Annotated in this window: 16 protein-coding genes; 12 read left to right on the forward strand and 4 right to left on the reverse strand. The window is 34.7% G+C overall.

The window, feature by feature from the left end:
- The first annotated feature begins 232 nt into the window (after positions 1–232).
- A complete protein-coding gene (locus ACK1JC_RS07210) occupies positions 233–739 on the forward strand; it encodes a hypothetical protein (RefSeq protein ID WP_409511181.1) in 507 nt (168 codons plus the stop codon).
- Positions 740–813: 74 nt separating this feature from the next.
- Here the strand turns inward: ACK1JC_RS07210 and metG are convergent, their stop codons facing one another.
- Positions 814–2,886: a methionine--tRNA ligase gene (metG, locus tag ACK1JC_RS07215; RefSeq protein ID WP_409511182.1), complete on the reverse strand. Its 2,073-nt coding sequence runs from the start codon at positions 2,884–2,886 to the stop codon at positions 814–816.
- Positions 2,887–3,056: 170 nt separating this feature from the next.
- On the opposite strand from metG, the gene ACK1JC_RS07220 reads away from it, so the two are divergent.
- The 3 genes from ACK1JC_RS07220 (at position 3,057) to ACK1JC_RS07230 (ending at position 4,874) form a co-directional block, all read left to right on the forward strand.
- Positions 3,057–3,872 (forward strand): hypothetical protein, encoded by an 816-nt coding sequence (locus tag ACK1JC_RS07220; RefSeq protein ID WP_409511183.1) that lies wholly within the window; start codon positions 3,057–3,059, stop codon positions 3,870–3,872.
- Positions 3,873–4,016: 144 nt separating this feature from the next.
- Positions 4,017–4,532: a hypothetical protein gene (locus tag ACK1JC_RS07225; protein WP_409511184.1), complete on the forward strand. Its 516-nt coding sequence runs from the start codon at positions 4,017–4,019 to the stop codon at positions 4,530–4,532.
- 45 nt (positions 4,533–4,577) lie between these two features.
- A complete protein-coding gene (locus ACK1JC_RS07230) occupies positions 4,578–4,874 on the forward strand; it encodes a putative quinol monooxygenase (protein WP_409511185.1) in 297 nt (98 codons plus the stop codon).
- Between the two features lie 12 nt (positions 4,875–4,886).
- Here the strand turns inward: ACK1JC_RS07230 and ACK1JC_RS07235 are convergent, their stop codons facing one another.
- Positions 4,887–5,105: a DUF6500 family protein gene (locus ACK1JC_RS07235; RefSeq protein WP_409511186.1), complete on the reverse strand. Its 219-nt coding sequence runs from the start codon at positions 5,103–5,105 to the stop codon at positions 4,887–4,889.
- Positions 5,106–5,264: 159 nt separating this feature from the next.
- Between ACK1JC_RS07235 and ACK1JC_RS07240 the strand changes: the two genes are divergently transcribed.
- The gene (locus ACK1JC_RS07240) at positions 5,265–5,525 is read left to right on the forward strand and encodes a hypothetical protein (RefSeq protein WP_409511187.1); all 261 of its coding nucleotides are present in this window, start codon (positions 5,265–5,267) and stop codon (positions 5,523–5,525) included.
- A gap of 153 nt (positions 5,526–5,678) precedes the next feature.
- On the opposite strand, the gene ACK1JC_RS07245 is transcribed toward ACK1JC_RS07240, so the two are convergent.
- Positions 5,679–5,978, reverse strand: coding sequence for a hypothetical protein (locus ACK1JC_RS07245; RefSeq protein WP_409511188.1), 300 nt, complete (start codon positions 5,976–5,978; stop codon positions 5,679–5,681).
- Positions 5,979–6,313: 335 nt separating this feature from the next.
- Between ACK1JC_RS07245 and apbC the strand changes: the two genes are divergently transcribed.
- From apbC to ACK1JC_RS07260, 3 genes are all read left to right on the forward strand, one after another.
- On the forward strand, positions 6,314–7,576 hold the full coding sequence (gene apbC, locus ACK1JC_RS07250; RefSeq protein ID WP_409511189.1) for an iron-sulfur cluster carrier protein ApbC: 1,263 nt from the start codon (positions 6,314–6,316) through the stop codon (positions 7,574–7,576).
- Positions 7,577–7,775: 199 nt separating this feature from the next.
- On the forward strand, positions 7,776–8,144 hold the full coding sequence (locus ACK1JC_RS07255) for a hypothetical protein (protein WP_409511190.1): 369 nt from the start codon (positions 7,776–7,778) through the stop codon (positions 8,142–8,144).
- Between the two features lie 128 nt (positions 8,145–8,272).
- Positions 8,273–8,629 carry a hypothetical protein gene (locus tag ACK1JC_RS07260; RefSeq protein WP_409511191.1) on the forward strand — a complete coding sequence of 119 codons (357 nt, stop codon included), beginning with the start codon at positions 8,273–8,275 and terminating at the stop codon, positions 8,627–8,629.
- A gap of 37 nt (positions 8,630–8,666) precedes the next feature.
- On the opposite strand, the gene ACK1JC_RS07265 is transcribed toward ACK1JC_RS07260, so the two are convergent.
- On the reverse strand, positions 8,667–9,203 hold the full coding sequence (locus ACK1JC_RS07265) for a DUF2062 domain-containing protein (RefSeq protein ID WP_409511192.1): 537 nt from the start codon (positions 9,201–9,203) through the stop codon (positions 8,667–8,669).
- Between the two features lie 391 nt (positions 9,204–9,594).
- On the opposite strand from ACK1JC_RS07265, the gene ACK1JC_RS07270 reads away from it, so the two are divergent.
- From ACK1JC_RS07270 to ACK1JC_RS07285, 4 genes are all read left to right on the forward strand, one after another.
- Positions 9,595–10,188 (forward strand): LysE family translocator, encoded by a 594-nt coding sequence (locus ACK1JC_RS07270; RefSeq protein WP_409511193.1) that lies wholly within the window; start codon positions 9,595–9,597, stop codon positions 10,186–10,188.
- Positions 10,189–10,341: 153 nt separating this feature from the next.
- Positions 10,342–10,911: a dCTP deaminase gene (dcd, locus tag ACK1JC_RS07275; RefSeq protein WP_409511194.1), complete on the forward strand. Its 570-nt coding sequence runs from the start codon at positions 10,342–10,344 to the stop codon at positions 10,909–10,911.
- Between the two features lie 285 nt (positions 10,912–11,196).
- Positions 11,197–12,708: a hypothetical protein gene (locus ACK1JC_RS07280; RefSeq protein ID WP_409511195.1), complete on the forward strand. Its 1,512-nt coding sequence runs from the start codon at positions 11,197–11,199 to the stop codon at positions 12,706–12,708.
- 257 nt (positions 12,709–12,965) lie between these two features.
- A complete protein-coding gene (locus ACK1JC_RS07285; protein ID WP_409511196.1) occupies positions 12,966–14,420 on the forward strand; it encodes a hypothetical protein in 1,455 nt (484 codons plus the stop codon).
- Positions 14,421–14,690: the final 270 nt, after the last annotated feature.

Raw genomic sequence — 14,690 nt, forward strand, 5'->3', positions numbered from 1 at the left:
GGTGATTACGGAAGAAAAAAGCCAAATACATAACCTAATGGGGAATTCAAATAAGTGTACCAATCATGGGAACAACAATCGAAGGAGTGATTAAACCTTGTAAAAAATATTGTGGATTTCGTAGAATGGTCGATGCATGGAATGTGAGGGTAACACAAAATGTCCCAATAAAAGGACTAATCGTAACAGAGCATATAATATTTTAATCAACACGAATTAAAGAGCACGAATAATGATTTATAAAGCTTTATTTTTAAGTTTAATGTATGGGGGTGTATGCCAAGCATATGCAAATGAAGAAATATATGAAACACGCTATGGTCAGTTTCAAATCAAAGAATCTAATGAATATCTAGGTGGTGCATTATATTTTAATAATAAACTAGTTAATCCTGTGATAGAAGGTAACAATAGTTTAGATGTTGAGGGGATTTATCAGTTGAAAGGCGATGATGTGCTTCTTGTGGAAGACGTAGGAGGACGTGGTTGCCCAATCACTTTGTATTTCGTAAAAATTGCTCCGACAAAGAAAGTTAGTGTTTCACCCGCTGTTGGTTCTTGTTCTGATCTAATCAACGTGAGTACAACAACGAGTCAAATTGTTGTCAAAATGCCTGATTTTATCGGGGCGCCGGAAAGTGAAGCCCAAGAAAGAGCAGTGGCACAGCATAAAATGATTTATATTTATGATGGTCATGTAGTTAAAGAAAATGGAAAAATAGTGCAGCAAGATAATTAAAATAGTGTGATTATAGATTTAAGTGATAAAAAGCCCCTACATCAGTAGAGGCTTTCATCTTAAAGTATTAAACCTTAAGAAACCTTATCACCCGCTTTAGCACCAGATTCAGGTGAAATCACCCAAACACCTTCGCCATTGCCCGCAGCTAGAACCATACCGTTTGAAATACCAAAACGCATTTTACGAGGTGCAAGGTTTGCCACCATCACCACCAATTTGCCTTTAAGGTCTTCAGGTTGGTAAAACTCACGGATACCGCTAAATACGTTACGTGGTTCAGCTTCACCAACATTCAAAGTCAATTGAAGAAGTTTGTCAGAACCTTCAACAGTGCTTGCATCTAAAACTTCTGCAACACGAAGGTCAATTTTCATAAAATCTTCGATGCCGATGGTGCTTGTGTTAAGAGCTGCTTCACCGACTTTAGGTTCAGGTTTTTTCTCAACGGCTTTCTTTTCTTTTTTCTTTTCAACTTTTACAGGTTCAGCCGCAGCAGCTAAAGAGTCCTTAGAAGCATCAACCATAGAGGCAACAGCTTTCGGGTCTACACGTTGCATAAGTGGTTGGAACTGTGCAATTTCATGATCAACTAAAATAGTTTTGCCTGATGCAAAGTTGAAGTTGTCCATTTTCAAGAAGTCTTGAACTTGGCTCGCAAGTGTTGGCAATACAGGTGCAAGGTAAATTGCCAATTGACGGAACAAGTTGATGCCGACAGAACATACATCATGAACTTGTTGTTCTTCGCCTTCAATTTTCGCCAAAGCCCACGGCTTTTTCTCATCGATATATTGGTTAGCTTTGTCTGCAAGTGCCATGATTTCACGAATTGCAGCAGAAAACTCACGAGCTTCATAAGATTTGGCAATCGAATCGCCTGCATCAATAAAGCTTTGAACCAGTTCAGGCTCTGTACAGGTTGTAGATAGTTTATTATCAAACTTGGTATTAATGAATTTTGCACAACGGCTTGCAATATTCACGACTTTACCGACTAAGTCTGAATTCACTTTTTGTACAAAATCATCCAGATTCAAGTCGGAATCTTCAACTTTATCAGATAGTTTAGAGGCAAAGTAATAACGTAAATATTCAGGATTTAAATGCTCTAAATAGGTTTCTGCTTTAATGAATGTACCACGAGATTTTGACATCTTCTGACCATTCACAGTTAAGAAACCATTGACGAATAGACCTGATGGCGTACGATAATTCGCACCTTCAAGCATTGCAGGCCAGAACAATGCGTGGAAATAAACGATGTCTTTTCCAATGAAGTGATACACCTCATTTTTAGAATCTTTTTTCCAATACTCGTCAAAGCTGAGTTCAGGACGTTTAGTTTTAATGTAGTTTTCAAAACTCGACATATAACCAATTGGCGCATCGACCCAAACGTAGAAATATTTATTTGGCGCATCAGGAATTTCAAAACCGAAATATGGTGCATCACGAGAAATATCCCAATCGTTCAAACCATTTTCAAACCATTCATCAAGTTTGTTTGCGATTGAAACAGGTAAACGACCTTCATCACGTGTCCATTTTTGCAAATATTCTGCAAAGTTTGGCAATTTAAAGAAATAATGATCAGATGATTTTTCAACAGGTGTCGCACCGCTTAAAGTTGAGCGAGGGTTGAGTAATTCTGTTGCATTATAGGTTGTACCGCAAACTTCGCATGAGTCTCCATACTGATCTTCTGCTTTACATTTTGGGCATGTGCCTTTGATAAAACGATCAGACAAGAACATGCTTTTTTCAGGGTCAAAAAGCTGTGTAACAGGGCGAATGGCAATATTGCCTGCATCACGGTTTTTGATATAAATTTCTGAAGAACGGTTTTTATTTTCGTCGCTATGCGTTGAATCATAATGATCAAAAATGACATTAAAGCCATCAAAATCACGGATGTGTTCTTTTTGCACATTCGCAATTTGCGCTTCAGGGCTAATACCGTTTGCTTCCGCACGAAGCATAATTGCAGTGCCGTGAGCATCATCTGCGCAGACATAAGTCACGTCATGTCCCATTGCACGCATGGCACGAACCCAAATATCTGCTTGGATGTAACCGAGTAAATGTCCCATATGAATTGGGCCATTTGCGTATGGAAGGGCATTAGTCACTAAAATATTACGCACGGATAGACGCTCTCATTCGTATTTTATATAAGGTCATCGATTTTAACGTAATTGCTGTGAAGATGCACAATAGAATCGGTGAAATGTTTTCAAAATAATGTTTCTGTATATTGTTTGCCAAAGAATAGCGATAATGTCGCTTTGATGCCGTCCGATTTGAGTGCCTATAGATGATTAATCATGATTTTAATGACATTGACCATGATGATTTTGATCGTGAAGTAACACGGATTCCCCAAAATTTGAAAGCCAAACAGCAGTTAGAAAATAACATTCTCAAACAGGCTGAAAATTATCTTGAAGATATTTCAGAAGATGAGCATTCATTTTTAATCAAAACATTGCAGAACCTTGCTGTCGATGAATCGTATTTCAATGTAATTGCAGATCATTTAGAGCAGCCAATTGGTACAAAATTTGCCAATGATGCCTTGAACTTGGTGCATTTTTGGAAATTAATCAATGATGTAGATGATGTTAAAACTTTTGATTTATTGGATATTGTGAATGGCGCATTCTTCCAGTCTGAAATGCTCAAAGCCTTTGATGCATTGGAAATAGGTGAGCAAAAAGAACAATTTAAAACGGTTTTGGTGCAAAGTTTTAAACTTTATCAATCTGAATTTTATATCGGTTGTGTTCCTGTGCTTTATGCGCTTTTGGAAGGATTACTTACGGCAGTACTGGTTCAACATGGCTATTTAAAACAACAAGACAGTAAATTTATTGATGTGTATAAAATTGTTCCTGGCTTAAAAGGGCATGAAATTAAGAGTTTATGGCATAAGGCTAAAATTGCCCATGAATTAAATCCGTACTTCTTAGAATTACCCGCTTATAAAATGGATAGTAGCTCGACTGTGAGTGCAACACGTCATAATATTTTGCATGGTTCTGAACTAAATTGTTTTACGCAAGGTCGTTGTTTTGTGTTGTTTATTTGGTTGTTTGGTACAGTGAGCTTTATGGGGAATGTTCGTTCGTAAAGTATATTGGTCAAAATAGATAATAAATGTATGGAAATGATAGGTGTGGTTTGGCATAAAACTTCACCTAAATTTCACACAGCATTCAAATAAAATACAATTCAAATATAGATGTTAAAGCCAAGATTAGAAGAGGAGTAGCTCATGCGATCTTGGTCATTATTTTTATCATCCATGTTTGCTAGTTTGGTTTCTGTACTCAGTTTGGTGATTCCATTTTGTCTATTTTTAAATTTTTATCATGGCGATTTATTTGTATCAGCTTCTGATCGAAGCGCGCAGCGGGGCATAGAAGTCATCGTTTATCTCACTCCAATGTTGATACTGATTGGATTTATGTGTTTTAGCTGTATTTTTCGATTATTCGCCTCACCAATTAAAATTTTTGAGCCTCAAAAAATATTTAAATTATTTTATAAATTAGGCTTTATTTGGTTCGGCTTAATATTTTTCTTTCAGTTTTTAGATGGCAGAATGGCTGAATTAAGCGAGAGTTTGTACTTTGGTTTGATTGGCTTCATTATCTTAATCATTCCACTATTTATAGGTGTTATAACTGGTCATTTCCTATATTTATATATAGGCAAAGGGATATTTAAAATGAGGGACAATAAAAAAGTAATTGCAAATTATAAAGCGTTACAAATTCCGCCCTTATAGTAAAATATGCTAAATATAGAGCATCTCAAACGGAAAATTTTTCAAATGTTGAAATTGATCGCAGAAGACTTTATCCAAATTGATAAGATTGACATCGTTTTGCCTTTATATAAAGAATTGGTAGAGAAAACCAAGTTAGAGCAGGGCTGTATTTCTTATAATCTTTACCATGATCTTAAAAATAAGGGGCATTTTGTTTTTATTGAAGAATGGGAAGATAGAAATGCTTTAGACGCACATGTAAATTCTGAACATTTTCAACGTTTAGTGCCACAAATAGATCAATACAAACGCCAAAATGGGATTTTTACTCATATGCAAAATTTTACAGAACTATTTTAAAAGTAAACTTTTTTAAAGTTCACTTTCAACGAGATGTTTAATTTTTAAAGCTTTTTCAAAATGATCGAGTCGATGTGTTTGAATCCACCATGTTGCCACTTGCATAAGTGTTTCGGGATCATCATTTTTATTGGCGAAAAAAGCATAAAAGGAAAGTCCGACATTTTCACCTTTAGAGACAATTTTTTGTTCACATATTTTGATCATTTTGGTTTTGATTTCAGCGTTCATTCAAATCTCTATTCTGTAAGTAAAATTAAAAATTGAAGTTGAGTGTAAAATTTATTCGTAACATTGTGTAGGACAATAATTGCAAATTGCATTTTTTTTACTTTTATAGATGCTCAGTTGTTATAAAAGAGAAGACATAAAACTATTGGAGCAAATAACATGACAACATTTGATGATTTAAAAAATAAAGCGTCTGAAGTTGCTGATGATCTAAAACTCAAAGCAAAAGAAGCAAAATTAGGTGCTGAAAAAGTCGCAGATGATTTAAAGCATAAAGCGCAAGAAGCTTTACTTAAAGGGGAAAAAGTCCTCAATGATTTAAAACACAAATCTGATGATTCTACGGATGAAAGTAAAGATTCAGAGTCAACAACAGCAGAAAATGTTTCTAAAAAAGACGATACGGCACCGAAAGCATAAGGTTAGGGTGTTAAAGACTTGAGTGTTTCTACCATCGCTATTTGTCGTGAATAGAAAAATAAAACCACTGTTTTAAATATAAAAGCGGTGGTTTTATCTTTTGGAATTCTATTGTTTTAGAATGAAGATGAGTTTTGAAAACGTAGTAATATTTTAGTTTCTAGACCATACAATTTTACGTACTTGGTTATTAATGATTGTCAGGGTATAGGTGATACCTGAAATTTCATACACATAATCAGAAACAGTTTTTACCACATTGTCCTCTTTAATTTCATAAGTATTCATAGATTTAGGTGATTGGTCTAGCCGAGTTACCACATCACTAAAACTGTCACCAATAGAGACGATTTGACCTGTGACAGTACGAATTGAAGTTGTTTCACTTGCTGCAAAGGTTAAAGTTGAAGCCGACATAGTCAATGCGATGATGCATGCAAATATAGATTTCATGAACACTCTCTGATTATTGTTGTGGTTCTTTCAAGAAAACCACTTAAAATGATGGACTACACTAGACCATAGCTCAAAAAACAATTTGATTTTGTATATGAAATATTAATTTTGTCTAAATAATGTACTTTTCATCTCGTTAAAATCATTAAATGCTTTGTTATTAGCGTTATTAAAAAAAATATTAATACATCTATAAGTGCAGTTTTAAATTATTTACCCAAATGAACCCTATTTATTAACTTAACCTGAGTGCAATTTATCGTTAAACTATAGCTTCATGTTTACCTTAGTACGTTTTGTACTTCTTGTTGTATTTTGCCTTGGAGCATCGTATGTCGTGGCTTTCTTCTCTTAAATCAGTCTTTTCACCTGCTCCGGAGGTGAATGAAGAAGGCGTTCAGCACGTATTACAAAACTATATTTTGCCTGAATCGAATAATGCGCTAAAAGATCGTATTACACAGGTTAATGTGGAAGGTAAAATTTTACAGATCACCATCAATACCTTTCCAGAAGAAGCTGATCAATTACAAAAAATTCATGATGATTTAGCAAGTGCTTTAGAGGCATATGGTATTCAAGAGTTGAATATGCATGTAATTCAGCAAAAAATTCAACATGGTGAAGGCTGTTCAAGTCATTCACATGGTCAAGAAGGGCATAGTTGTTCAAGCAAGCCTCAGACCGAAACTCAGACTCAAGCAGAACCGACCAAATTACCACCTGTGATGGATGCATCTGCGAAAACTGAAGAAGATCCAAATAATCCACCGATTCAAAAAGCTGCACCACAACAACGTGATATTGCAAAACATCCGCGTATTCAAAATGTGATTTTGGTGTCTTCGGGCAAAGGTGGTGTGGGTAAATCGACTACTACAGTAAACCTTGCTTTGGCATTACAGCAACTTGGTTTAAAAGTCGGTGTATTAGATGCTGATATTTATGGTCCAAGTATCCCAACCATGTTGGGTAACTCAGGTATGACACCAAAAATTGAAGGTGAAAATTTCGTACCGCTTGAAGCACATGGTTTGGCTGTATTATCCATTGGACACTTGATTGGTAAGGAAAATACACCAGTGGCTTGGAGAGGACCAAAAGCAACGGGTGCGCTTATGCAACTGTTCAATCAAACGCTTTGGCCTGATTTAGATGTATTGATGATTGATATGCCACCAGGTACAGGTGATATTCAATTGACTCTTGCACAACGTATTCCTGTAACGGGCGCAATCATTGTGACGACACCGCAAAACGTTGCACTTATGGATGCTGTTAAAGGTATTGAATTGTTTAATAAGGTCAACATTCCAGTGATGGGTGTCGTTGAAAATATGTCTACACACATTTGCTCGAACTGTGGACATGAAGAACAAATTTTCGGTACAGGTGGTGGCGATCAATTATCTGCTCAGTACGATATTCCACTGCTTGGGCGTTTACCCTTAAACGTACAAATTCGTGAAAATGCTGACGCAGGTAAGCCTTCTGTCATTGTAGGTGATGTTGCTGCTGATAATTATTTAGAAATTGCACAAAAAATTGCCGATAAATTACCGAAAGTTGAAAAGAATAAAAGCAGAATTTTCTAATATTCTACTAAAAAAATTTAATAAGCCCACTTTAAACAGTGGGTTTTTTATTGTGGAAGAAGCAGATGGCGTGGTTTGTATATAAAAAATGCACTTAAATGTTTTGATTACAAACCAGTTACATTTTTTTCATAAGCAGTCCTCAGTTAAGGTGCCTAATCACAACAAATACATAATATGATATAGATCGAGTTTAGTGATGAAAGCTTTAATTCATACTGTTGTTCTTGCTGTTTCTACTGCAATTATTGCTGTACCTGTGATGGCGAACTCAACAACAGCAACACCAACGTTAAAACAAATTACAACTGCTGTTGCTCAACCACATTTTGATAAGCAAAAACAGGCATTAAATGCGAAAGAAATGAAAGCGAAAAAAGAAGCTGATGAAAAAGTTGCCAAAGCGAAAGCCAAAGCAGATAAAGAGGCTACTCGTGCAAAAGCTAAAAATGATAAAGCCTTAAAAGTTACTTCAGAAAAACAAGCTAAGCTTGTGAAAGAAAAAGCCAAAGCAGATCAGAAAGTACAATTTGCAAGAGATGTGAAAAAAACATTTAGGGGTCACTAAAACTTCGAGCTGTATCGCATTAATTTTGCGTAGAAAAGACTGATATTGTTCAGGCTTTTCTACTTTTAAAGTCTTTAAAAGTAGATTTTATGGTTTTATAAAAGAGAAAATTTTTGAGGAAATTATAAATGAAAAACTTAAATATATTGAATAATAAAGTTTTTATGAGTGTATCCAACACAGCTAATGGTGATGTAAATAGCGCCACACGTTTTTATTACAACCAAAAAGGGAGTGTAATCACTGCACATTATGAAGGAGGCGTGGTTCAGCTTGGCTCTATTATTGGGAAAATGTTAGATGCAGAAAGCTTTCAGATTTGTTATCAGCATTTGACCGTAACAGGTGAGCTAAGAGCAGGGCAGTGTACAACTCATATTGAGTTGCTTGATAATGATGTGATTAAGTTAGTGGAAAATTGGCAATGGCTCAATGGTGATTTATCGACGGGGCACTCAGAACTCATAGAAGTCGTTTTGAACTAATTGATTATAAATATTATTTGAAGTACGAAAACTGAGTTTACTGATGACGATTACGCCATTTTTTTATGACTGTCCAACGCCAATAAATACGTGTAAGCGTAAATAAAACTACTGCAAATAGTAGGGCTTCAATCAATAATCCTGTAGCTAAAATTTTGGCTAGACTAAAATCGATATGTCCATGTCCAAAATTTTGAATCCAATGCACAATTTGATGAAACACGCCAAGGAGCATATCTTTATTAATCATGTGTACACCATAAATTTGTGTACCAATCCAAAATGCAAAAATTAAAATTGGCACAATGGTGAATGGATTCATGATCCAAGCCAACAATAAACTAATGGGCAAATTGGCTTCAAATAATAAAACAGTGATAATAATCAATGCACTATGTAGTGGGATAGGTAAAATTCCCCAAAATGTACCAATAAATACTGCTTTAGAAATAGACTTACGATTGACATACCAAAGCTGAGGATTTGAGGCATATTTACCAAAAATCTTGATGATTTTCAAACTGTTGACTCTTTCAGGCGAAGGGAGCCAGGACTGAAAAAAATGCTTTGCCATAAATAATGATTAAAATAAGAAAATGATGATTGTGCATGATTACATTTAAAAACGACAGTGATTTGCTGTAGTTATAGATAAATTGTAAATGCGAGATGTTAAAGATTAACTCATCAGACTGAATATAACCTTAAATATGTAAATAGATGTATTTAATGTTGTATTAAAAACTATGTAATTAACTGATTTATAATAATTTAGTGTGATATTTATCACATTTTTATTCTATGGTGACCTTTAGGTCAATATATTTTGAATAATAGTTAAATATATGTTTTTAAATAACAAATATTTTAAATTAATCAAAAAAATATCTCATCTTACAATTAATTTTTTGCTAAGTGACACAAACTGATTTAATCTGCGCTCAATTGAATAGTGAGGTCATTTAATGATTTCATGGTTTTTTGTTGGCTTAGTCATCACCATTTTATTGACACCTGGTCCAACTAATACACTTTTAGCATCTTCTGGTATTCAGTCAGGTATTCGTAAATCTTTACGTTTAATTCCTGCTGAAGCACTGGGCTACCTCATTGCAATCTCAATTTGGGGATTGATCATTGGCACAGTATCAAAAAAATTTCCAATGATTCCTGTCATTTTGAAGCTCTTTAGTGCTGCTTATATTTTTTATTTAGCAGTAAAGCTGTGGCGTACTGCAACAGTACAAGAAGATTTTACTCAACCAAGTATTCGTCCTCGTGAGTTGTTTTTAGCAACACTGTTGAATCCCAAAGCATTATTATTCGCAACGGCTATTTTTCCAGTATTTGTGTGGCAAAGTACTATGGCATATAGTGCACATATGCTGACATTTTTATTGCTGATCGTACCGATTGCTTTTTTTTGGATTATGATTGGTTCGGTCTTGGCATCCAATAAAATTAGTTGGTTGAATCAATGTAATATGCAACGTACAGCTTCTTTAGTATTGATTAGTTTTTCTGTTCCATTGAGTTATTCGGCTTTGGCAACATTATAATGAATATTTTATCTTTATTTTTCAGTGCTAGATTTTCAATCTAGCTTGTTTCTGTTGATTGTTTTAGTTCATGAAAAATACGTACTCATTTCTTTCAGTATCGTTTTACGTTAAAGTACTGCGCAATTAACACTGTTTTTTGGATATCTATAAATGGCGATTAAATCTGATCGTTGGATTCGCGAAATGAGCGAAAAACACGGCATGATCGAACCCTATGCAGCAAACCAAGTTCGTGTAAATGAACAAGGTGAAAAGATTGTTTCTTATGGTGTTTCAAGCTATGGCTACGATGTTCGTTGTGCACCAGAATTCAAAGTGTTCACCAATGTACATTCTGCTATTGTTGATCCTAAAAACTTTGATGAAAGAAGTTTCATTAATATTGAATCTGATGTCTGTATTATTCCGCCGAATTCATTTGCTTTGGCTCGTACAGTTGAGTACTTCCGTATACCACGTAATGTTTTGACCATTTGTTTGGGCAAATCGACTTATGCGCGTTGCGGTATTATTGTAAACGTCACCCCACTTGAGCCTGAGTGGGAAGGTCACGTCACTTTAGAATTCTCTAATACAACCAATTTGCCCGCACGTATTTACGCAGGTGAAGGCGTTGCACAAATGTTGTTCTTTGAATCTGATGAAGTTTGTGAAACTTCATATAAAGATCGTGGTGGTAAATACCAAGGTCAAACAGGTGTGACCCTACCTAAAGCTTAAAATACCACGCTAATTTTAAAAGCAAGCTTCGGCTTGCTTTTTTGTTTTTTAAATCAAGTAATATAAATATTATTAAATATACTTAATAATATTTGTAATTTTAACTTAACATATTGGTTTTTATCGGAAAAAAAATATACTTTTTGAGCGTCATTTAAAATTATGCTATAAATAATTAAAGCATTTAATGTGATTTGTATCGCATAAAAAAGAAATACTGAATATAAAAATAATTCAGGGACCCACTAAAGTTGTTCGAGCATTTGCAATGGATGGAGAGTGTTCATGTACAAATTAAAATATTTAAGCCTTGCGTTACTAATAGTTGGAAGTATGGAATTAAATTCAACATATGCAGCAACGGGTTTGACGACATTGTCCGATGAGCAAATGTCTGAAACAATTGGGCAAGCATTGATGAGCTTAACTTACCTTGCTCCTACAGATTCAAAAAATTTAATGGGTAAATATAGTACAGATAAAAATATTGGTTTTTATAAATTAGGTATGGAAGCCGAAATGGAGATGAACACTAATATTAAAAATTTACAATTAGGCTGTGGTGGAACAAATGGGGCTGGGGCTTGCGATGTTGAGATTAAAAATTTATCTTTGAGTGGATTACCTGCTGGATATAACTCTTCAAGTGCAGATTCTCCGAATTATGGAACTCAAAATAGGGCTGAAACAAGTGCAAAACTAACAAATCCTTTTATGGAGTTTGCAATTAGTAATCCTGATTCAGCATCAAAAAGAGAGGTTGTTGGCCTTAGATTTAGTGCAGAAAAAATTACAGGATTATTAACAGCAGGGTTAGAAAATTTAGCACAACCTAGTAGTACAGATGGAATACAAACACTTAGCGGTTTTATGCGTATTGCATCTACAACAGGTGAAGTAAATACTGCACCTGGAAAATTTGGTACTGTTCAGAATCAGTCAATTGGTGGATATATTGATGCGTTAGGAAAGCATTGGATTCAAAGTTATCCAAACTCTGTAAATACAGGATTGGGTCAGACGACAGGTATTACAATACCAGGAATGCAAGGCGTTGGTTTTACAATGCCAAGTTTTCAAGTTAATGGAAATCGCTTAACAACAGCCATTGCTCAAAATGTTTCTGTATTTTTGGATAAGATTCCTTTGGCAAGACCAGAAAATTGTTCGGGTGCATTATGTTCTCAATGGGATAATGATAAGTTGTATGTCAATATTAGAGATCCTGATAACCATAATAATCAACAATGTATTGTATGGGTATGTAACTCTACATTTAAGATGGGAGAAGGGTCGACATTATCAAATTTAAATATGAATGTAACTTTTAAGCAAGCATTGAGTATGTTTCATAATATTCCTTTAGAAGGAAATGGTGGATATTTGAGTTTGCAACAAATAGCTTTATTGTGGCCAGGAAGTTATGTGGATTCAGCAGATACTACTGGTAAAACTTTGAATCAAATGACGAGTACAGATGTAGCACAAAAAGGATGGTGGATGTCGTTTGCAGAGCCAGTTAATTTAGGTTATTTAAAAGGGGCAACCGCTGTTGATATTTCATCAGTACTGCCTCAGGTTGCTACTTTAATTACTCAAGATTTAACGGCAAATCCTATTTCATTAGGTGGAGGAGATATTTTGAATGCCTTATTTAGTCAGCCTATTACAAAAAAAATGAATATAGATATTGGTGCTTATACAAAGGTGAATCCAGCAACTTTAACCTTGGAGAATTTAAAATTGGTCAATCAAAATGTAGTAACGAACTGTTATGGTAGTTTGAAATTTTGTTAAAAACATATAGTTTTTGATTTTAAAAAGCGACTTTAGTCGCTTTTTTTGTGGATCAATGCGATAAAAATACACTGATTAGTATCACTTTTTTTGTTATGATTAATTTTTAAACATATAAAAATTAATGGTTTTTGTCGCGTAGAAAAGCTGATGTGATTGTTAGTTTTTATTTGTTTGGTGGTGAAATTAATAGATTATTTTAATAACTTAAAAATAATCTATCTTGTAAGAAAAAAAATAGAACTAGGAATAGGAAAATGCATAAAGGAATAGTCATGGCATTGGCTTCAATGGGACTCACAGGATTGGTGAATGCTCAAGGAATGGTGCCATTAACAGATGTACAGCTCTCAGAGACAACAGGTCAGGCGTTGATGAGTTTAAATTATATCGATCCTGCAGCGACAAAAAATCCAATGAAGGGGATTGTGACTAATGGTCAGTCAAATAAAATTGGCTTTTATAAGTTAGGCATGGAAGCAGAAATTGAACTAAATGCCAATATTAAGAATCTACAATTAGGATGTGGAGGAGTAAATGGTGCAGGTGGTTGTGATATTGACATTAAGAATCTGTCGTTAAGTGGCTTACCTAGTTCTTATGATGCAGTAGGAAATCCTGTTTATAGTGAAGGTCGAGCATCGACGAGTGGTAAAATGACAAATCCATTTATGGAATTTGCGATTAGTAATCCAGAAAGTTCTTCAACAAGAGAGCTTAAGGGGATTCGTTTTAGTGCTGAAAAAATTGATGCCTTATTGTCTGCAGGTGTGAACAATGGAGCAACGGCTTCAACGACAGATGGGATTCAAAGTTTAAGTGGGTTTATGCAAATTGCAGCAACTTCGGGGACGGTGAATACAGCTGTAGGCACATTTGGTAAAAAAGCAGATGAGATTGTTAAAGGAAATATTAAAGTTTTAGGGCTTATTGATTCATCCTTTACGAGTTTACCAAATGATGCACAAACACACGGTATCACATTACCCTCTATGAAAGTTGATTTTGTTACTCCGGCATTTCAGGTGAATGGCTCCCGCCAAGCGAGTGCACTTATTGATGGTATCAATATTACTTTAGATCATATTCCATTAGATGCAGGACCGAATAATCAATTGGCTGTTTCATTAAATCCATCAATTCTTGGAATTGATTATGCTCGGGTGAAATTAAAAGCAGGCTCTGCTGTTAAAAATTTGAATGTAGGTGTAAGTTTTTCTCAAAGTTTAAGTATGATTCATAATATTCCTCTGAAGGGAATAGGGGGCTATTTAGCAATGCAAAGTACTTCATTGCTTTGGCCAGGAGCAAATATTGCTGATGAAGATCGTAATAAAACAAATCTTTTGGATATGTCGGGTGCAACCGATGTTGCAAAAACAGGTTGGTGGATGTCATTTGCTGATCCAGTGCAACTGGGAAAATTAGAGGCGACCAACCCTGTGGATATTAGTTCGGTTTATGCCCAAGTTGCATCATTGATGAATGATCAATTAAAAAATAGTGATCAAACAATTAACTTAGGACCTAGTGAGGCGATTGATGCGCTACGGAATAAGGTTATTGAAACACCAAAAGCTTTGGTTGTTGATTTAAATAAAGCAACGAATCCATCACTTGGTGGTAAACCTGCTTCAATCTTATTGCAAAATTTACAATTGAAAAATCAAAATGTAGTTTCAAACTGCTATGGTGCTCTCAAATTTTGTTGAGTTATTCTTATTTGAAAAAGCAGCTTAAGCTGCTTTTTTTATGTCCGAAGATATTGATTTAAAATTAAAAATAATGGGAGTCACTATATTGTATTTTGCTTTACTAGGTGTGACATAAAACGATTAAATACAATATATTAGTAAAATATTCTTAATGATATGGTTTTTAATTTGTATTCGAACAACATATGAGTTTTGTAAGATTACATTAAATGTGCTTGAAATTTTAACTAAATTGCTTGTATTGTGATATTTATCACAAGTAAATCT

Source organism: Acinetobacter sp. TY2, from assembly GCF_046269225.1.
Taxonomy (GTDB): Bacteria; Pseudomonadota; Gammaproteobacteria; order Pseudomonadales; family Moraxellaceae; genus Acinetobacter.